Source organism: Streptomyces sp. ATexAB-D23, from assembly GCF_000373645.1.
GTDB lineage: Bacteria > Actinomycetota > Actinomycetes > Streptomycetales > Streptomycetaceae > Streptomyces > Streptomyces castrisilvae.
On sequence record NZ_KB892007.1, the window covers coordinates 171047 to 190793 of the forward strand.

Here is a 19747-nt window from a genome sequence, read left to right on the forward strand (position 1 = left end):
GCGACCCGCGAACTGCGCGCCGCACCGGGAGCGCCCACCCCGCCCGCGCCCCGCCGCATCATGGAGGCATGCCCGAAGGAGACACCGTCCTGCAGACGGCGAAACGGCTGCACAGCGCGCTCGCCGGCCGTGTCCTCACCATGTCCGACCTCCGCGTCCCCCGGTTCGCCACCGCCGACCTCACCGGCCGGGCCGTCCTGGACTGCTCCGCGCGGGGCAAGCACCTGCTGACCCGCATCGAGGGTGGCCTCACCCTGCACAGTCACCTGCGGATGGACGGAGCCTGGCGCGTCTACGCCCCGGGCGAGCGCTGGCGCGGCGGCCCGGGGCACCAGATCCGGGCCGTCCTGGGCAACGAGGCACACACCGCCGTCGGCTACCGCCTCCCGGTCCTCGAACTTCTGCGCACCCAGGACGAGGAACAGGCGGTCGGCCACCTCGGCCCCGACCTGCTGGGACCGGACTGGGACGCCGACACCGCGCTGCGCAACCTGCTCGGGGACCCCGCCCGCCCCCTCGGCGAGGCCCTGCTCGACCAGCGCAACCTGGCCGGCATCGGGAACATCTACAAGGCCGAACTCTGCTTCCTGGCCCGTGCCACGCCCTGGCTCCCCGTCGGTGAGCTGCCCGCCCCGACCGCAGCCCTCCTGGTCACCACGGCCCGGCAGCTCCTGGACGCCAACCGTGACCGCCCCCACCGCGTCACGACCGTCGGCACCCGTCCCCGTACCGCACTGGGCTGGGGGCCCCGCACCCGCCGTCCGAGTGAGAACCTCTGGGTCTACGGCCGGACCCGCCGTCCCTGCCTGCGCTGCGGAACACCGATCCGGGAGGCCGAGCAGGATGGCCGCCCCGCCTACTGGTGCCCCCGCTGCCAGACCGGCCCGACCCCTACTTGACCGGCCGCCGCCGCCAGTACCGGCCGACCGCCCCGCGCGCCCATGCCGTCCCGCGCCGCAGCAGCCCCGTCCCGGCGTCGAAGATGCCCATGGGCCTCGCGGTGGCCGCCACGTGCACCGGCAGGAGGCTCAGCCCCCATCCACCCGCCGCCACCGCTCCCTCGACCAGCCCGGCGTGCGCCGGTTCCAGGACCAGCCGCAGCACGGCCCACCACCACACACCGCAGAGAACGAGCGCCGGCACCCATCGCCGCACCATGGCTGCCTCCTCCGGCCGAACCTAGTCCGCCCCGCTCACCCGGGCGAGAGCGCACCGGTGCACCACCGGCGCGCGCGGGGCGGGCGCGCACCACCTCCGTCCCACCGGGCGGCTCCCAGGCACAAGCACCCGCGCCCGCACACTCGTCGCGCCCACCGCCGATGCCCGCCTCACCACCGGCTCGGACCAGCACCCAGCCGAAGCGGATGCCTGCCCAGAGCGGAGCCCCCACCGCGCACGGTGGGGGCTCTCCTCGGACGGGTCAGTCCTTGTCGTCGCCGGTGAGGGAGTCCTTGACGCCGTCCGCCCGGTCGCGGGCGTCGTCCATGGCGCCCTTGGCCTTGCCCTTCGCCTGGTCGGTCTTGCCCTCGGCCTCCTTGCGACGGTCGCCGGTCATCTTGCCCATGGCTTCCTTCGCCTTGCCGGTGATCTTGTCCTTCGCGCTTCCGTCATTCATGGGTCACCTCCATTGGAGAGAACCGGTGCCCGCACGGGACGCCGGCGTCGTTCAGGCGTTCTCGGCCTGGAACATCCACGCGTGCTTCTCGAGATCGGCGGTCAGCGTGATCAGGATGTCCTGGCTGACCGGGTCCGGGGTCTCGGTCGCCTCGATCCGCTCCCGCATCCGCCCGATGACCACGCCGAGGGCGTCGATCAGGGTCTTGACCGCGTCCACGTCCTTGATCCAGCCCTCGGACGAGCCGCATTCGATGGCCGTGCTCCTGGCGACCGTCGCGGCTCGCCCGTCCGGGTTCACACCGAGCGCGGAGGCCCGTTCGGCGACCGTGTCGGAGTGCTGGCGAGCGGTGTCGACGACGTCGTCGAGCTGGAGGTGCACGGACCTGAAGCGCGGCCCGACCACGTTCCAGTGGACCTGCTTGGCCACCAAAGACAGGTCGAGGAGGTCCACCAGCGCGCCCTGGAGCGCATCCCCGACAGTCTTGAGGTCGGTCTCGGACAGCGGGCTCTTCACCACAGACATGCACGTCTCCGATCTGGAATCCGTTCCGTTCAGCACCACCACGATGGCACAAACGAAGCAAAACGGTCATTCGAGGAAGTCTCTGTACGGGATCGCACCGGATTGTTCCTCGGTCTCATCCACGCGCCTGCCCCCCATCGCCCCACTGACACACAGCGGGCGAAAGTCCGGCACAGCCCGCCGGACACACCGCACTGCGCGCACCGCACCGCACCGCACCGGGCATGCCAAAGCCCCGGTCCGCCCCACGAGGGGGAGAACCGGGGCTCCGGCTTCACACCGAACCGATCGGATCAGGCGGCGACGACGTCCACCGCTTCCGCGGGCGCCTTGATGGTCACCCGCCCCGTCGGCACACCCGCCACCGAAGTAACGGAGACGGAGTTGAGCATGGGGCGCACCGGTACAGGTACCGGATCGCTGGCTGCTGCCGACTCGGCCAGTTCGGCCAGGGACAGCTCATCGCTCACTTCACGCATGAGCTCGGACATCCGTACGTCAAGCGCGTCGCAAATGGCGGAGAGCAGTTCGGAGGATGCCTCCTTCTGCCCCCGCTCCACCTCGGAGAGATAGCCGAGCGAAACTCGGGCGGACGAGGAGACTTCGCGCAGAGTACGGCCTTGGCGCTGGCGCTGCCGACGCAGCACGTCACCCAGCAGGCGACGGAGCAGAATCATCGGTGGCTCCCTCCTCGGACCGCGTAGCCGCATCCTTCACGCCCCACCGTACCGCCTAGCGCTGCGGCCGTGCGGGGAGCGATGTCGTGTTCACTCAGGGCTGCAAACATCAATTCCCCCCGTTCTCTTCCGTATCCTGTGCGCTCGCATTCTCATGGAGTTCGCCTGAGAGCAGGTCGAGCGCGCTTCGTACGCTCTCTTTACGGATGTCCGCCCGGTCACCGTTCAACCGCAGTGCGGCCACTTTCCCGCTGCCCCGCGGGCCGCTGACCGCGACGAAGACGGTTCCGACGGGTTGACCGTCCTGCGGCTCGGGGCCGGCGACTCCGGTCGTCGCCACTCCCCAGTCTGCGCCCAGAACCCGGCGGGCGCCCGCTGCCATCTGACGCGCGACCTCGGCGTCCACCGCCCCGCGCTCCGCGAGAAGAGCGGCGTCCACCCCCAGGACTTCACTCTTCAGGGGGGTCGCGTAAGCCGTGACGGACCCCCGGAATGCCTGTGAGGCACCGGGCACGGACGTGAGTTCGGCCGCGACCAGGCCGCCGGTCAGCGACTCCGCGACGGCGAGGGTCTCCCCTCGCGCGACGAGCAGCCGCAGCACCCGGGCCGCGGCAGTCACCGCTCGGCCTCCGCCGCGTCACGGGCCCCGGCGACCGGCTCCGTGCCGTCGGGCGCGTCCTCGGCCGCACGCTCCGCCGCCAGCCCCTGGCGCCGGAGCACCACGGCCTGCCTGACGTAGTCGAGACCGGTGACGACGGTCAGCACGACGGCCACCGCCATCACCCAGAAGCGGAGGGTGGCCAGCGGCCCGGTCAGGGCCAGCACATACATCCCGACCGCCGTGCCCTGCGCCAGCGTCTTCATCTTGCCGCCGCGACTGGCCGGAATGACCCCGTGCCGGATCACCCAGAACCGCATCAGCGTGATGCCGAGCTCGCGGAAGAGGATCACGCCCGTGACCCACCAGGGCAGATCGCCGAGATACGACAGGCAGATCAGTGCCGCACCCATGATCGCCTTGTCCGCTATCGGGTCGGCGATCTTCCCGAAGTCCGTGACCAGGTTGTATGTGCGGGCGAGATGCCCGTCGAACAGGTCGGTGATCATCGCGACGGCGAAGGCCGCCCAGGCGAAGGAACGCCAGGCCGGGTCGTACCCGCCGTTGTGGAGCAGCAGCACCACGAACCCGGGGACGAGCACGAGCCGGGCCATCGTCAGGAGATTGGCGATGTTCCACAGACTGGCCTGATTGACCGCGGCGGCGCCCAGCTTTCCGCCACGGACCGGCGTCGAGCCGGAGCCACCCGCCGCGGATGCCGGGACTCCGGTCATCTGGCTACCTCCACAAGCTCACTGCACTCGGCGATCAGGTCCACGCCTTCGGTGCCCACCACCTTTGCCTCGACCATACGGCCCGGGACGAGGCCCTCGCGTGTGGTGAAGAGCACCTGCCCATCCGTTTCGGGCGCCTGGTGCGCGGCGCGGCCGATGGCGCGCGGCTCGTCCTCGGTGGGTTCGACGGACTCGACCAGCACCTGGAGGGATTCCCCGAGGCGTTCCTCGGCCCGCTGCGAGGTCAGCTCCTCGGCGAGCTGCGAAATGTGTGCGAGCCGCTCGGCGATGACGTCGGCGTCCAGCTTGTTCTCGTAACCGACGGCTTCGGTGCCCTCCTCGTCGGAGTAGCCGAAGACGCCGATGGCGTCGAGGCGCGCCCCGGTGAGGAACCGTTCCAGCTCCGCGAGGTCGTCCTCGGTCTCGCCCGGGAAGCCCACGATGAAGTTGGAGCGGGCACCCGCCTGCGGTGCCTTGCCCCGGATGGTCTCCAGCAGCTCCAGGAAGCGGTCGGTGTCGCCGAAGCGGCGCATCGCCCGCAGCACGCCGGGGGCCGAGTGCTGGAAGGACAGGTCGAAGTAGGGCGCGACCTTGGGCGTCGAGGTGAGGACGTCGATCAGGCCGGGCCGCATCTCGGCGGGCTGGAGGTAGCTGACCCGGATGCGCTCGATGCCGTCGACGTCCGCGAGCTCGGGCAGCAGCGTCTCCAGGAGACGGATGTCACCGAGGTCCTTGCCGTACGAGGTGTTGTTCTCGGAGACGAGCATGACCTCCTTGACGCCCTGCTCGGCCAGCCAGCGGGTCTCGCCCAGCACGTCGGAGGGGCGCCGGGAGATGAAGGAACCGCGGAAGGACGGGATGGCGCAGAAGGAGCAGCGGCGGTCGCAGCCGGAGGCCAGCTTGACCGAGGCGACGGGGCTGGTGCCCAGCCGCCGGCGCAGCGGCGCGCGCGGCCCCGAGACCGGGGCGACGCCTTCCGGGAGGTCGGCGGGGGCGGGAGCGGCCTCCTGCGCGTGGCCGGGCAGGGAGACCGCGGCGTCCTGCCGCTCGGCCGGGCTGATCGGCAGCAGCTTGCGGCGGTCGCGGGGGGTGTGGGAGGCGTGGATGCCGCCGTTGAGGATGGTCTGGAGGCGGTCGGAGATGTCCGTGTAGTCGTCGAAACCAAGGACTCCGTCCGCCTCGGGCAGGGCCTCGGCGAGGTCCTTGCCGTAGCGCTCGGCCATGCAGCCGACGGCGACGACGGCCTGGGTGCGGCCGTGGTCCTTCAGATCATTGGCTTCGAGCAGGGCATCGACGGAGTCCTTCTTGGCGGCTTCGACGAACCCACAGGTGTTGACCACGGCGACATCGGCATCGGAGGCATCCTCGACGAGCTCCCAGCCGTCCGCTGCCAAGCGGCCTGCGAGCTCCTCCGAGTCCACCTCGTTACGGGCGCAGCCAAGAGTGACAAGGGCGACGGTACGGCGTTCGGGCATGGACTCAAGACTACTTTGTCCCGGCACTGGCCCCGCCGCGCAGGGTTCGTCCGTCACCCGGAGTGACAAAGACGGCGAGCGCCCGGCACGATGGCCGGGCGCTCGCCGCGCCGCGTGGTTTCCGGGGTGGGCGCTCAGCCGACCTCGGGGTCGCCCTTGGTGTAGGAGAGCCGCTCGACCTGTCCGGGCTGGAACTGGTCCTCGACCTTCTTACCGTTGACGAACAGCTCTATCGATCCGGCGTTGCCGAGGACGAGGTCGACGCGCTCCTTGTCCTGGAAGGTCTTCGACTCACCCTGCTGAAGGGTTCCGTCGAAGAGGGACCGGCCGTTGTGGTCCTTGGCCGAGATCCAGCTCTTGCCCTGGGTGGCGCTGAGCTTGACCGTGACCTTGTCCTGGGGCGCCGCGGCGATCGCGCTGTCGGAGGGGGCCGGCTTGGGGTCTGCGGCCTTGCTGGCGGAGGGCTTCGGGGCGATCTTGTCGGACGTCGGCCCCTCGGCGACACGGCCGGCGGTCGAGGATTCGTCACCGCCCTTGAAGAAGGTGAAGCCGACGAAGCCGACCACGGCGACGATCGCCGCGACCATGGCCGCCGTCCAGTTGGGCCGGCGGGGTTCGGAACGGATGCGCTCGGCCTCGAACAGCGGTGCCGCCGGAGTGGGCGCGGGACGGCCGCCGTGCTCGGCGTCGTACTGCGTGACCAGGGGTTCGGGGTCGGTGCCGACGGCACGCGCCAGCGTTCGGATGTGGCCGCGGGCGTACACGTCGCCGCCGCAGCGGGAGAAGTCGTCCTGCTCGATCGCGTGCACGATGGGGATGCGCACCCGGGTGGACGTGCTGACCTCTTCGACCGTGAGACCTGCGGCGATACGAGCCTGCTGAAGCACTCGACCGATCGAAGGGCGGTCGTCTTCGGGGGAGTTGCCGATGGACACGGGGGCGCCTTTCGAGCGTGAGCCACCTGCTGGGTGTTCAGTCTAGGGGGGGTACGAAAGGGAGGGGCAACCGGGCGGGAGGACTTTGTACGCCATCAGATTCGAACAGAGCCGGATTCGCCGGGCCGTCCCGGGGGGAAGGACGCTCTGTCCTTCCCTTCAGGTTGACGTACGAGCCGGCGAAACGGTTGCCCGGGAAACCCCCTACGGAGCGGTTTCCCCGCGGATCTGTGCCAACACCCCGTCGAGCTCGTCGGGTTTCACGAGGACGTCGCGGGCCTTGGACCCCTCGCTCGGTCCGACGATGTTGCGCGACTCCATCAGGTCCATCAGACGGCCGGCCTTGGCGAAGCCGACGCGCAGCTTGCGCTGGAGCATCGAGGTCGACCCGAACTGGGTGGAGACGACCAGCTCGGCGGCCTGGCACAGCAGGTCCAGGTCGTCGCCGATGTCCTCGTCGATCTCCTTCTTCTGCTTGGTGCCGACCACCACGTCGTCGCGGAAGACGGGGGCCATCTGGTCCTTGCAGTGCTGGACCACCGCCGCGACCTCGTCCTCGGTGACGAAGGCGCCCTGCATGCGGGTCGGCTTGTTCGCCCCCATCGGCAGGAACAGCCCGTCACCCTTTCCGATGAGCTTTTCGGCTCCGGGCTGGTCCAGGATGACGCGGCTGTCGGCGAGGGAGGAGGTGGCGAAGGCGAGCCGGGAGGGCACGTTCGCCTTGATGAGACCGGTGACGACGTCCACCGACGGGCGCTGTGTGGCGAGGACCAGGTGGATGCCGGCGGCGCGGGCCAGCTGGGTGATGCGGACGATCGAGTCCTCGACGTCGCGCGGGGCGACCATCATCAGGTCGGCCAGCTCGTCGACGATCACCAGGAGATACGGGTACGGCGAGAGCTCCCGCTCGCTGCCCTCGGGCGTCTTGAGCTTGCCGGTGCGCACCGCGTGGTTGAAGTCGTCGATGTGCCGGTAGCCGAACGCCGCGAGGTCGTCGTAGCGCAGATCCATCTCCCGGACGACCCACTGGAGGGCCTCGGCGGCCTTCTTGGGGTTGGTGATGATCGGCGTGATCAGGTGCGGGATGCCCTCGTACGCGGTCAGCTCGACGCGCTTGGGGTCGACCAGGACCATGCGCACGTCCTCCGGGGTCGCCCGCACCATGACCGAGGTGATCAGGCAGTTGATGCAGGAGGACTTTCCGGAACCGGTCGCACCGGCCACCAGGACGTGCGGCATCTTCGCGAGATTGGCCATCTCGTAGCCGCCCTCGACGTTCTTGCCGAGCGCCACCAGCATCGGGTGGTCGTCCTCCGCCGCGTCCGCGAGCCTCAGCACATCACCGAGGTTGACCATCTCGCGGTCCGAGTTGGGGATCTCGATGCCGACGGCGGACTTCCCCGGAATCGGCGAGATGATGCGCACGTCGGGGCTGGCGACGGCGTACGCGATGTTCTTGGCGAGCGCCGTGATCCGCTCGACCTTCACGGCCGGGCCGAGCTCCACCTCGTACCGCGTCACCGTCGGCCCCCGGGTGAAGCCGGTGACGGCGGCGTCGACCTTGAACTCGGTGAAGACATTGGTCAGCGAGGCGACGATCGCGTCGTTGGCGGCGCTGCGCGTCTTGCCGGGTCCGCCGCGCTCCAGCAGGTCGAGGGAGGGCAGCGAGTAGGTGATGTCCCCGGACAGCTGGAGCTGCTCGGCGCGGGCGGGCAGCGGCTGCGCATCCGAGCGGTCGGGAACCGACTTGGTCAGATCGGGTACGCCACCGGCCGGGGCCGCCTCGTCCGGCTTCCCCGCGGACCTCTTCGCGGGCTCCGCCTCCCTGGCCCCCGGCACCGGCGTGCCCGCACGCTCGCGGTCCACCGAGACGCCCTGGGTCAGATCGGCGACGACCGGCGAGGGCGGCATGCCGTTGAGCACGGCCCCGTCGAGCGCGGCGGCAGCGGCGGCCGCCACGTCCACCGCGTCCATGGTGCGGTTCATCGCGGGCTGCACCGAGGGCCTGCGCGGCCTGCGCCGCTTGGTCAGTGCCTCGGCCTCCGCCAGGTCCGGGTCGTATCCCTCGGAGGCCTCCGTGCGGCGTCCCCCGGAGCGCCGTGAACGGGCGGGCAGCGACTCGCGCCACTGCTCCTCGTACCGCTCGTCGTCGCCGTCCTCCTCCCGCGCCTCGGGGCCGGGGGCCGGCTCGATGACCCCCAGCTTGACGCCGAGCAGCCGCAGCCGCTGCGGGATGGCGTTCACCGGGGTGGCCGTGACGACCAGCAGGCCGAAGACGGTGAGCAGCAGGAGCAGGGGGACGGCCAGCACCTCGCCCATGGTGAGGATCAGCGGCTTGGACGCGCCCCAGCCGATGAGCCCGCCGGCGTCCTGCATGGCCGCGGTGCCCTCGCCGCGTCCGGGCGCCCCGCAGGCGATGTGCACCTGGCCGAGCACGCCGATGACGAGGGCGGACAGCCCGATGACGATGCGGCCGTTGGCCTCGGGCTTCTCCGGGTAGAGGATCAGCCGCACGGCGATGGCGCCCAGCAGTATCGGCACGAGCAGGTCGAGCCGGCCGAAGGCGCCGGTGACGAGCATCTCCACGAGGTCGCCCACGGGACCGCGCAGATTCGACCAGGTGCCCGCCGCGACGATCAGCGCGAGGCCGAGCAACAGCAGCGCGACGCCGTCCTTGCGGTGTGCGGGGTCGAGGCCCTTGGCGCCGCGCCCTATGCCGCGGAACATCGCTCCGACTGCGTGGGCCGCGCCGAGCCAGACGGCCCGCGCCAGCCGGTACACGCCGTTGGTGGGCGACGGTGCCGGCGGCGGCGCGGCCTTCTTGGCCGCCGTCTTCCTGGGGGGTGCCTTCTTCGCTGGAGCGCTCTTCTTGGCTGCGGTCTTCTTGGCGGGCGCGGCTTTCTTCGCCGGGCCCGGCCCACCGCCGACGCGCTTCGCGGTGCCCGCCGTGCCCTGGGAACCCTTGCCGGACGTACGTGAGGCCATGGGGCCGAGGTTACCGGTGTTGATGCCGGTGAACACGTGCGCGTACGGGTTCACCCGTCCGTGTCGCCCTGTGGTGGCCACAAGCTGACGGGCCCTCATCGCCGCTCGCCCGCCGAACCCCCGCGGCCGCGGCCCAGTTGCCCCGCACCCGCCTCGAAAGGCCCCGCCCGCAGGACGGGTGCGCCGCGCGGTGCCGTTACGAGGGAATGGGCGCCGACGCGCCACCCGTGCCCGGCTCCAGGGCGTCCAACGCCCGGCGCAGGCCGGTCAGTTTCCGTTCGAGATGGGCGGCCGTGGCCACCGCGCCGGCGTCCGCCGACTCGTCGTCCAGCTGCTTGGACAGGGCTTCCGCCTGCTCCTCGACGGCCGCGAGCCGTGCGGAGAGCTCGGCCAGCAGACCGGCGGGTTCCCTCTCCTGCTGCGTGCCCGCGCCTCCGCCGCCCTCCAGCTGGAGCCGCAGCAGCGCCGCCTGCTCCCTCAGCTGGCAGTTCTTCATGTACAGCTCGACGAAGACCGAGACCTTGGCCCGCAGCACCCACGGGTCGAACGGCTTCGAGATGTAGTCCACCGCACCGGCCGCGTAACCCCGGAAGGTGTGATGCGGGCCGTGGTTGATCGCGGTGAGGAAGATGATCGGGATGTCCCGGGTCCGCTCCCGTCGCTTGATGTGCGCGGCGGTTTCAAAACCGTCCATGCCTGGCATCTGGACGTCCAGCAGAATGACCGCGAAGTCGTCCGTGAGCAGCGCTTTGAGCGCCTCCTCCCCTGACGATGCCCGTACCAGTGTCTGATCGAGCGCAGAGAGGATGGCCTCCAGCGCCAGCAGATTCTCCGGCCGGTCATCGACCAGGAGGATCTTGGCCTTCTGCACCATGGCCCGTCCTCCTCGCCCCGGAATTGCACCGGGCGCCGCCCCAGGGGACGACTCCCTTACGCCGTCCGTCCTTGTGCCGGTCATGGTAACCGCACCCCGGCGGTCACCACACCCTGTCACCGCGATGTCACTGTGCACGTACCTGAAACGCGGCGGGAGACCAGAAGGTTCCCCGTAATCCGCGTTCCCACACTCCTTCTGGCAGAGACGGTCAACAAAACAGCATGGATTCACTCAACAACGATCACTCTCCGCGCATCCATTGCTCCATGACCGAAAGCAGATGGTCAGGGTCGACCGGCTTCGTGACGTAGTCCGACGCACCCGACTCAAGCGCCTTCTCCCGGTCGCCCTTCATCGCCTTCGCGGTCAACGCCACGATCGGCAGGCCGGAGAACTGCGGCATCCTGCGGATCGCCGACGTCGTCGCGTAGCCGTCCATCTCCGGCATCATGATGTCCATCAGTACGACCGTCACATCGTCGTGCTGCTCCAGGACTTCGATGCCCTCGCGCCCGTTCTCGGCGTAGAGGACCGTCAGCCCGTGCTGCTCCAGCACGCTGGTGAGCGCGAAGACGTTGCGGATGTCGTCGTCGACGATCAGCACCTTCTCGCCGCTGAACCGGAACGCCCTGCGCACCTCCGGCTCGTCCTGCCCACCGAGCGCCCACGACTCCTGTGCGGCGGCCGGGGCCTGCTGCGGGGCGGGAGCGGCGGGGCGCGCGGGCAGCGCCGGCTGCTGCTGCCCGCCTCCCAGCGCCTTGCGACGGCGCCTGAGCAGCCCCGCCGCGCCACCGGCGTCCTGCCCGCCGCCCGGCCGCGGCACGGCCTGCTCGGCGTCCGGCACGTACACCTGCCCGGCCTCCGGCGCCCGGACGCCCTCGGCCGCGACGGTCCGGCCGTCGGTGGGCCCGGGACCGATCTGCGGGTAGCCCTGCGGCGGGAGTTCGCTCGGGTGCAGCGGCAGGTACAGCGTGAACGTCGAGCCGCGGCCCGGCTCGCTCGCCGCGTGGATCTCGCCGCCCAGCAGCCGCGCGATCTCGCGGCTGATGGAGAGACCGAGACCCGTACCCCCGTACTTGCGGCTGGTCGTCCCGTCCGCCTGCTTGAACGCCTCGAAGATCACCCGCATCTTGCTCGCCGCGATCCCGATGCCCGTGTCGGTCACCGAGAAGGCGATCAGGTCACTGTCCGCGTCCCGCAGCGAACCGGCCTCCAGCAGCTGCTCGCGGATGGCGTCCGGAACCTCCTGACCGGCGTGCCGGATCACCAGCTCGACGGCCCCGCTGTCGGTGAACTTCACCGCGTTGGAGAGGAGGTTGCGCAGCACCTGGAGCAGCCGCTGCTCGTCGGTGTGCAGCGTGGCCGGCAGCTCCGGCGACACGCGTACGGAGAAATCCAGCCCCTTTTCCGCGGTGAGCGGCCGGAACGTCGCCTCCACGTAGTCCACCAGCTGCACGAGGGCGATACGGGTCGGGCTGACGTCCATCTTGCCCGCCTCCACCTTCGACAGGTCGAGGATGTCGTTGATCAGCTGAAGCAGGTCCGAACCGGCCCCGTGGATCGTCTCGGCGAATTCCACCTGCTTCGGTGAGAGATTGCCCTCGGCGTTGTCCGCCAGCAACTTGGCCAGAATGAGCAGCGAGTTGAGCGGTGTGCGCAGCTCGTGCGACATGTTCGCCAGGAACTCGGACTTGTAGCGCATCGAGACGGCCAGCTGCTCGGCGCGCTCCTCCAGGACCTGCCGCGCCTCCTCGATCTCGGTGTTCTTGACCTCGATGTCGCGGTTCTGCCGGGCCAGCAGCTCGGCCTTCTCCTCCAGTTCGGCGTTGGACGCCTGGAGGGCCTTCTGCCGGTTCTCCAATTCCTGCGAGCGGTCGCGCAATTGCTCGGTCAGTTCCTGGGACTGCTCAAGCAGCTTCTCGGTCGTCGTGTTGACGCTGATCGTGTTCACGCTCGTCGCGATCATTTCGGCGAGCTGGTTGAGGAAGTCGCGCTGAATGTGCGTGAACGGCTGGAACGAGGCCAGTTCGATCACGCCGAGCACCTTGCCCTCGAAGAGCACCGGCAGCACGATCACATGCGCGGGCGGTGCCTCGCCGAGCCCGGAGGAGACCTTCAGATAGCCCGGCGGAACGTTGTCCACCTGGATCGTCCGCTTCTCCTCGGCGGCCGTGCCGATGAGCGTCTCCCCCGGCCGGAAGGACGTGGGCATGGAGCCCGCCGAGTAGCCGTAGCTGCCCCGCATGCGCAGCTCGTACGCCCCCTCGCGGTCGCCGTCTCCGCCCAGCGCGTCGGTCTCGCCGGTGGACGTGGCCAGGAAGAAGGCGCCGTGCTGCGCGGAGACGACCGGCGTCAGCTCGCTCATGATCAGCGAGGCGACGTCGTCGAGGTCGCGCCGCCCCTGCATCAGACCGGAGATCCGGGCGAGGTTGCCCTTGAGCCAGTCCTGCTCCTTGTTGGTGGCGGTGGTGTCGCGCAGGTTCGCGATCATCGTGTTGATGTTGTCCTGGAGGGCCTGGATCTCGCCCGCCGCGTCCACATCGATCTTGAGGTTGAGGTCGCCCCGGGTCACCGCCGTGGCGACGGCCGCGATGGCCCGCACCTGACGGGTCAGGTTCCCGGCCATCTCGTTCACCGACTCGGTGAGGTCGCGCCAGGTGCCGTCCACGTCCCGCACCCGCGCCTGACCGCCGAGCTGGCCCTCGGTGCCCACCTCGCGGGCGACCCGGGTCACCTGCTCGGCGAACGACGACAGCTGGTCGACCATCGTGTTGATGGTGTTCTTCAGCTCCTGGATCTCACCGCGCGCGTCGATGTCGATCTTCTTGGTGAGGTCGCCCTTGGCGATGGCGGTGGTGACGGTGGCGATCTGGCGCACCTGGCCCGTCAGATTGGACGCCATCGAGTTCACGGACTCGGTGAGGTCCTTCCACGTACCCGAGACGCCCGGGACGCGCGCCTGGCCGCCCAGCTCGCCCTCCGTGCCCACCTCGCGGGCGACGCGGGTCACCTCGTCCGCGAACGAGGACAGGGTCGTCACCATCGTGTTGACGGTGTCGGCCAGCTCGGCCACCTCACCGCGGGCCTCCACGGTGACCTTCTTCGTCAGGTCGCCGTTGGCGACGGCGGACGAGACGCGGGAGATGTTGCGCACCTGGCTGGTCAGGTTGTTGGCCATCAGGTTGACGTTGTCGCTGAGGTCCTTCCAGATGCCCGTCGCGCCACGCACCCTGGCCTGACCGCCGAGGATGCCCTCGGTACCCACCTCGCGGGCGACCCTGGTGACCTCGTCCGCGAAGTTGAGCAGCTGGTCGACCATCGTGTTGACCGTCGTCACCAGTTCGAGGATCTCGCCCTTGGCGTCGACGGTGATCTTCTTGGACAGGTCACCGTTGGCGACCGCCGTGGTGACCTCGGCGATGTTGCGCACCTGGAGGGTGAGGTTGTTCGCCATGCCGTTGACGGACTGCGTGAGGTCCTTCCACGTACCGGACACCCCCTGCACCTCGGCCTGACCGCCGAGCATGCCCTCCGTACCCACCTCGCGGGCCACCCGCGTCACCTGCTCGGCGAAGTTCGAGAGCTGGTCGACCATGGTGTTGAGCGTGTTCTTGAGTTCCAGGATCTCGCCGCGCGCGTCCACGTCGATCTTCTGCGACAGGTCACCCCGCGCCACCGCCGTGGCGACCTGCGCGATGCTGCGGACCTGGTCCGTGAGGTTGCCGGCCATGCCGTTCACGGAGTCCGTCAGGTCCCGCCACACCCCGGCCACGCCGGGGACCTGCGCCTGGCCGCCGAGACGCCCGTCGGTGCCCACCTCGCGGGCCACCCGCGTCACCTGGTCCGCGAAGGCGGAGAGCTGGTCGACCATGGTGTTGATGGTGTTCTTGAGTTCCAGGATCTCGCCGCGCGCGTCCACGTCGATCTTCTGCGACAGGTCACCCCGCGCCACCGCCGTCGTGACCTGCGCGATCTGGCGCACCTGCGAGGTCAGGTTCCCCGCCATGAAGTTGACGGAGTCCGTGAGCTCCTTCCACGTACCCGAGACGCCGTCGACCCGCGCCTGACCGCCGAGGCGGCCCTCCGTGCCCACGTCCCGTGCCATCCGCGTCACCTGGTCGGCGAACGAGGACAGCTGCGCCACCATCGTGTTGACGGTGTTCTTCAGCTCCAGCATCTCGCCCGCGACATCGACGGTGACCTTCTGCGACAGATCGCCGTTGGCCACGGCCGTCGTCACCTGGGCGATGTCCCGCACCTGGCCGGTCAGGTTCCGGAAGGCCGTGTTCACGGAGTCCGTGAGGTCCTTCCACGTCCCGGCCGCGCCCGGCACCTCCGCCTGGCCGCCGAGCCGGCCCTCGACGCCGACCTCCCGGGCCACCCGGGTCACTTCCGAACCGAAGGACTGGAGCTGGTCGACCATCGTGTTGACGGTGTTCTTCAGCTCCAGCATCTCGCCGGCCACGTTGACCGTGACCTTCTGCGTCATGTCACCGCTGGCGACCGCCGTGGTCACCTGGGCGATGTCGCGCACCTGGGTCGTCAGGTTGCGGAAGACCGTGTTCACCGAGTCGGTGAGGTCCTTCCACGTGCCCGCCGCACCGGGCACCTGCGCCTGGCCTCCGAGCAGCCCCTCACCACCGACCTCGCTGGCCACGCGCGTGACCTCGTCCGCGAAGGTGCGCAGCGTCTCGGTCATCTGGTTGATCGTCTCGGCGAGCTGGGCGACCTCGCCGCGCGCGCTCACCTGCACCTTCTGCGACAGGTCGCCGTTGGCGACGGCCGTCGTGACCTCCGCGATGCCGCGCACCTGGGAGGTGAGGTTCCCGGCCATCGTGTTGACGGAGTCCGTGAGGTCCTTCCACACCCCGGCCACGCCCGGAACCGTGGCCTGACCGCCCAGCTCGCCCTCCGTGCCCACCTCGCGGGCGACCCGGGTCACCTCGGAGGAGAACGACGACAGCTGGTCGACCATCGTGTTGACGGTGTTCTTCAGCTGGAGCATCTCGCCGGCGACATGGACGGTCACCTTCCGCGACAGGTCGCCCTTGGCGACCGCCGTCGTCACCAGCGCGATGTCGCGCACCTGCGCGGTCAGCCGGTACGCCATGGTGTTGACGGAGTCCGTGAGGTCCTTCCACGACCCGGACATCCCACGCACCTGCGCCTGCCCGCCGAGCTTGCCCTCGGTCCCCACCTCGACCGCGACCCGCGTCACCTGTTCGGTGAACGCCGACAGCTGGTCGACCAGGTTGTTGACGGTACGGGCGACCTTGAGGAACTCGCCGCGCAGCGGCCGTACCGTCTCGTCCGCGGTGTGGGAACGGAGCTCCATCCGCTGTTCCAGGTCACCGTCCGCCACGGCCGACAGCACCCGCCCGACCTCGGAGACGGGGCGCGCGAGATCGTCCACCAGCTCGTTCGAGGCGTCGATGGCGGCTGCCCAGGAACCCTCGCAGGCGCCCGTCTCCAGCCGCTCGGTGAGCTTGCCCTCCCGGCCGACCACGCGGCGCACCCGCGCCAGCTCTCCCGTGAGGTGCACGTTGCGGTCGGCGACCTCGTTGAAGACCGCGGCGAGCTCCGCCATCACGCCTTCGCCGGAGACCGTGACCCGCCTGCGGAAGTTCCCGTCGCGCATGGCGACCAGACCGGCCAGCAGTCTGTGGAGCGCCGCGGCGTCGACCTCGACGGTTCCATTGCGCTGCTTCTTCACGGACTGTCCGCCTTTACTGCGCGTGCCTGATCCCCGCGCCGCCACGTCAGACTCCACCGTGTCCCTCCCGCAGGGGTTGACCATCTAGCTAGGACCTCGTCCGAGAGCCTGCCCACAACATCCATGGCTCACCGCCACAGCCCACCGTCGACGGGTGACCATGCGGACGTCAAATCGTTGAAACGTACCAGGCGGGAACCGGTCGGGGTGCGACCTCCCATGGTTGTCCCCCATCCCTCCCAAGGGAAGCCCGACCTTGTCGGGAACCAGGCCGTTCCCGCCCATGCCTGTCCGAAGTCGGCCCTCGTGTACCCGGTGCGCGTGGGGAGCGTCTAGCCTGGCAGGCGAATCGAAGCGGCGAGAAACGGGCACAGGACTCGGGGAAGCGACGAGACACCATATGGGGAGTGCTGTGATCACGGCGCGTGCGGCTGCCACCTTCGACCCGGTGGCGCGCTCCGTCGCTACGGCCCGCGCCTTTGTCCGCGACACGCTCCAGGGGTGGGGGTACACCGACGTCGTGGACGACGCCGTCGTCCTGACCAGCGAGCTCGTCACCAATGCGGTGGTCCACGCGGGCACGGCGGCCGATGTGCTGTGCCTGCGCACGGAGGACGGCGTCCGCGTGGAGATCTCCGACCACTATCCGGAGCGCGAGATCCCGCTCCAGTCGTCGGGACTGGAGCTCGGCAGCCTGGACAGCGAGAACGGCCGCGGGCTGCTGCTGTGCGCCGCGCTGGCTTCCCGGTGGGGCGTCGAATACTCCCCCACCCGCAAGCATGTCTGGTTCCAGCTCGATCTTCCCGACCGCCCGGTGGGCATCCGCTCCGCCGGGCCGCTCCTGCCCGTCGGTCTGCTCCCGGTCGCCGACGAACGCGTCAGGGTGGCCGTCGTCCAGATCGACAGCACGGGCGCCGTCGCCGCGTGGAACGACGACGCCGCATACCTGTTCGGCCACACGGCGGACCAGGTCATCGGCAAGCAGCTCACCGACTTCACCGCCTGGCCGCAGACCCCGGGCACGAACACGGGTATCGCCGACGCCCTGCGCCTCTCCCGCTGGGAGGGCAGCTACGGCATCCGGGGCGCCGACGGCCGCACCATCCCGGTCTACGGCTCCCACCTGCGGGTACGCGATACGCAGGGTGAGCCGTCGACGGTCTGCCTGCTGGTACGCGACTACGAGCGCGCGGTCCTCCAGTCCCCGGTACGCGCCCCGGTCTCGGACGCCACCGAGAGCCGCAAGACGGACCCCTTCGAGGTCTTCATCGGCTCTCCCGCCCCGGACGACCTCGACGGCCTGCTCCAGCGCACCGTCGAGCGGGCACGCGACATGCTCGACGCCGACGCCGCCTTCCTGCTGCTGGCGACGGACGACGAGACCGAGCTGGAGGTACGGGCCACGACCGGCCTGCCCTCGGCCCGCCAGCGCTTCGCCCGCGTCCCCGTCGAGGCCGGCACGGGACGGTACGGCTCCGCGCGGATGCCGGCCGTCCACGAGGACCTGGACGCCGTCCCGGGCGCCGTCCCGCTGCTCGGCAACACCGGAATGCGCTCGGTGGTCACGGTCCCGCTGAAGGTCGAGGGGCGGCTCACGGGCTCGCTGGGCGTCGCCGCCGAGGCCGCAGGCCGGTATTCCAACGAGGAGGCGCTGCGTCTCCAGTTCGCCGCGGACCGGATCGCCCTGGCGGTCGAGTCGGCACGCCTGGGCGAGCTGGAACGGCTGCGCCGCGGCTCCCTGTCCTTCCTCGTCGAGGCGTCGGACCTGCTGGCGGGCACTCTGGACCGGGACCAGACGCTGGCGCTGATGGCCCAGATGACGGTCCCGACCCTGGCGACGTGGTGCGCCGTCTACACGATCGCCGACCAGTCGTCGGAGCCGGACCTCTCCTACGTGCTGCACGAGGACGAGGACCGCATCGACGGCCTCAAGGCCCTGCTCACCCGGATCGACCCGCCGGAGCCGGTGCCGACGCCCGGCGCCCGTGTCTGGTCCGCGCCCTCGGAGGCCGCCCACGAGGCGGCGCTGCGCACGTCGATGCGCAGTATCGGCGCCGGCGAACAGGGCGGCCTCGACTCGGGCACGCGTACGACGCTGGCCACGGCCGCCGCGGTGGGCGGTGAGACGGTGGTCCTGCCGCTCGTCGCCCGCAACCGGGTCATCGGCATGCTGACGCTCGGCAAGCCGTCCGACGACCACTTCCGCCAGGAGATCCTGGAACTGGCCGAGGACCTGTCCCGCAGGGCCGCCCTGGCCCTGGACAACGCCCGCCTGTACTCGGAGCGCACGGCGATCAGCCAGTCCCTCCAGCGCAGCCTGCTGCCGCCGGGCCTGCCGACCGTCCCGAACGTCGAGGTCGATGTCATCTACCGCGCGGCCGGCGAGGGCAACGAGGTCGGCGGCGACTTCTACGACGTCTTCCCGATCCGGGACGGCGCCTACGGCTTCGCCATCGGCGACGTCTGCGGTACGGGGCCGGAGGCGGCCGCTGTGACGGGCCTGGCCCGCCATGCGCTGCGCCTGCTGGCCCGGGAGGGCTTCGGCGGCCCCGCGGTCCTGGAGCGGCTCAACGCGGCCATCCTGGACGAGGGTTCCCGCAGCCGCTTCCTCACGCTTCTCTACGGGGAGCTGTGGCCGCAGGAGGACGGCAGCGCGCTCCTGAAGGTCGTCTGCGCCGGGCACCCGCTGCCGCTGCGCCTGCGCCAGGACGGCTCGGTCGAGCCGGCGGCGGACCCGCAGCCGCTGCTGGGCGTCCTGGAGGACCTGGAGCTGTACGAGCAGACGCTGACGCTGGAGCCGGGCGACGTCCTGCTGTGCGTCACGGACGGTGTGACGGAACGCCGGGAGGGTACGCGCATGCTCGGCGACGACGGCCTGGCGGAGGTGCTGGCCCATTGCACGGGTCTTACGGCAGGTGCGGTGGCCGCACGCATTCTCCGGGCCGTGGAGCGCTTCGCGGCCGATCCGCCCTCGGACGACATGGCCATCCTGACGATGCGCGTCCCGGAACCGCACCCGGGTCCGTAGACAACGCCCCACGCATGCGAAAGGCCCCCGCCATGTGGCGGGGGCCTTTCGTTTGCCGGAGCCCCAATGCGGAATCGAACCGCAGACCTTCTCCTTACCATGGAGACGCTCTACCGACTGAGCTATTGGGGCCTTGTTGCCCTGCGGCAACGAGCTAAAGCATACCCTGATCCGAGGGGGACGCAAAACCGCCTGGCACACCGTCACCCGGCCCGGCCGGCAGATGGGTTGGTGGTCGGGCAAAGGGGTGCACTGGGGTGAAGAAGGCGACGTGACCATACACGCAGAAGAGCCCCGTGCCACAAGGGCACGGGGCTCTTCCTAAAAGGAGTTCGGCGGCGTCCTACTCTCCCACAGGGTCCCCCCTGCAGTACCATCGGCGCTGAAAGGCTTAGCTTCCGGGTTCGGAATGTAACCGGGCGTTTCCCTAACGCAATGACCACCGAAACACTATGAAATAAACAACACCGGACAACAACACGGCAGTTCGTTATTTCAGAACCAACACAGTGGACGCGAGCAACTGAGGACAAGCCCTCGGCCTATTAGTACCAGTCAGCTCCACCCGTTACCGGGCTTCCACAT

The 19747-nt window shown here is 70.0% G+C and carries 13 protein-coding genes, 1 tRNA gene and 1 rRNA gene; 2 read left to right on the plus strand and 13 right to left on the minus strand.

Translation table 11 applies throughout. The features are described 5' to 3' along the window. Positions 1–68 precede the first annotated feature (68 nt). Positions 69–899, plus strand: coding sequence for a DNA-formamidopyrimidine glycosylase family protein (locus B082_RS0109430; RefSeq protein WP_018551560.1), 831 nt, complete (start codon positions 69–71; stop codon positions 897–899). Here the strand turns inward: B082_RS0109430 and B082_RS0109435 are convergent. The 11 genes from B082_RS0109435 to B082_RS0109485 form a co-directional block, all read right to left on the minus strand. After that, positions 892–1158: a hypothetical protein gene (locus tag B082_RS0109435; protein ID WP_018551561.1), complete on the minus strand. Its 267-nt coding sequence runs from the start codon at positions 1156–1158 to the stop codon at positions 892–894. The two genes, B082_RS0109430 and B082_RS0109435, sit on opposite strands and share 8 nt — an antisense overlap. A gap of 262 nt (positions 1159–1420) precedes the next feature. Then, positions 1421–1615, minus strand: coding sequence for a CsbD family protein (locus B082_RS0109440; RefSeq protein WP_018551562.1), 195 nt, complete (start codon positions 1613–1615; stop codon positions 1421–1423). A 51-nt stretch (positions 1616–1666) separates the two neighbouring features. Further along, on the minus strand, positions 1667–2140 hold the full coding sequence (locus tag B082_RS0109445; RefSeq protein ID WP_026249595.1) for a Dps family protein: 474 nt from the start codon (positions 2138–2140) through the stop codon (positions 1667–1669). Between the two features lie 293 nt (positions 2141–2433). Next, positions 2434–2817 carry a helix-turn-helix domain-containing protein gene (locus B082_RS0109450; RefSeq protein ID WP_018105285.1) on the minus strand — a complete coding sequence of 128 codons (384 nt, stop codon included), beginning with the start codon at positions 2815–2817 and terminating at the stop codon, positions 2434–2436. A 109-nt stretch (positions 2818–2926) separates the two neighbouring features. After that, positions 2927–3436 carry a CinA family protein gene (locus B082_RS0109455; protein WP_018551564.1) on the minus strand — a complete coding sequence of 170 codons (510 nt, stop codon included), beginning with the start codon at positions 3434–3436 and terminating at the stop codon, positions 2927–2929. Next, a complete protein-coding gene (pgsA, locus tag B082_RS0109460; protein ID WP_018551565.1) occupies positions 3433–4149 on the minus strand; it encodes a CDP-diacylglycerol--glycerol-3-phosphate 3-phosphatidyltransferase in 717 nt (238 codons plus the stop codon). Before pgsA ends, B082_RS0109455 begins: the two co-directional genes overlap by 4 nt. Then, positions 4146–5624, minus strand: coding sequence for a 30S ribosomal protein S12 methylthiotransferase RimO (rimO, locus tag B082_RS0109465; protein ID WP_026249596.1), 1479 nt, complete (start codon positions 5622–5624; stop codon positions 4146–4148). Before rimO ends, pgsA begins: the two co-directional genes overlap by 4 nt. Positions 5625–5758: 134 nt before the next feature. Further along, positions 5759–6559 carry a helix-turn-helix domain-containing protein gene (locus B082_RS0109470; protein ID WP_018551567.1) on the minus strand — a complete coding sequence of 267 codons (801 nt, stop codon included), beginning with the start codon at positions 6557–6559 and terminating at the stop codon, positions 5759–5761. A 204-nt stretch (positions 6560–6763) separates the two neighbouring features. Next, complete coding sequence (locus B082_RS0109475; RefSeq protein ID WP_051094598.1) at positions 6764–9544, minus strand: DNA translocase FtsK; 2781 nt, start codon at positions 9542–9544, stop codon at positions 6764–6766. Between the two features lie 196 nt (positions 9545–9740). Further along, complete coding sequence (locus tag B082_RS0109480; protein WP_018551569.1) at positions 9741–10418, minus strand: response regulator; 678 nt, start codon at positions 10416–10418, stop codon at positions 9741–9743. A gap of 244 nt (positions 10419–10662) precedes the next feature. Continuing rightward, a complete protein-coding gene (locus B082_RS0109485; RefSeq protein WP_018551570.1) occupies positions 10663–16134 on the minus strand; it encodes a HAMP domain-containing protein in 5472 nt (1823 codons plus the stop codon). A gap of 400 nt (positions 16135–16534) precedes the next feature. On the opposite strand from B082_RS0109485, the gene B082_RS0109490 reads away from it, so the two are divergent. Then, entirely contained in the window at positions 16535–19162 is a 2628-nt protein-coding gene (locus tag B082_RS0109490) for a SpoIIE family protein phosphatase (RefSeq protein ID WP_202453126.1), read from the plus strand. Between the two features lie 59 nt (positions 19163–19221). On the opposite strand, the gene B082_RS0109495 is transcribed toward B082_RS0109490, so the two are convergent. Beyond that, positions 19222–19294, minus strand: a tRNA-Thr gene (locus B082_RS0109495). A gap of 198 nt (positions 19295–19492) precedes the next feature. Beyond that, positions 19493–19609: ribosomal RNA gene (gene rrf, locus B082_RS0109500) — 5S ribosomal RNA — on the minus strand. Positions 19610–19747: the final 138 nt, after the last annotated feature.

Excerpts from the sequence above, each read along its gene's own strand:
- B082_RS0109450 (WP_018105285.1), bottom strand. The coding sequence starts at position 2,817 with ATGATTCTGCTCCGTCGCCTGCTGGGTGACGTGCTGCGTCGGCAGCGC.
- B082_RS0109440 (WP_018551562.1), bottom strand. The coding sequence starts at position 1,615 with ATGAATGACGGAAGCGCGAAGGACAAGATCACCGGCAAGGCGAAGGAA.
- B082_RS0109435 (WP_018551561.1), bottom strand. The coding sequence starts at position 1,158 with ATGGTGCGGCGATGGGTGCCGGCGCTCGTTCTCTGCGGTGTGTGGTGG.
- rimO (WP_026249596.1), bottom strand. The coding sequence starts at position 5,624 with ATGCCCGAACGCCGTACCGTCGCCCTTGTCACTCTTGGCTGCGCCCGT.
- B082_RS0109475 (WP_051094598.1), bottom strand. The coding sequence starts at position 9,544 with ATGGCCTCACGTACGTCCGGCAAGGGTTCCCAGGGCACGGCGGGCACC.
- B082_RS0109430 (WP_018551560.1), top strand. The coding sequence starts at position 69 with ATGCCCGAAGGAGACACCGTCCTGCAGACGGCGAAACGGCTGCACAGC.
- pgsA (WP_018551565.1), bottom strand. The coding sequence starts at position 4,149 with ATGACCGGAGTCCCGGCATCCGCGGCGGGTGGCTCCGGCTCGACGCCG.
- B082_RS0109445 (WP_026249595.1), bottom strand. The coding sequence starts at position 2,140 with ATGTCTGTGGTGAAGAGCCCGCTGTCCGAGACCGACCTCAAGACTGTC.
- B082_RS0109480 (WP_018551569.1), bottom strand. The coding sequence starts at position 10,418 with ATGGTGCAGAAGGCCAAGATCCTCCTGGTCGATGACCGGCCGGAGAAT.
- B082_RS0109490 (WP_202453126.1), top strand. The coding sequence starts at position 16,535 with ATGGGGAGTGCTGTGATCACGGCGCGTGCGGCTGCCACCTTCGACCCG.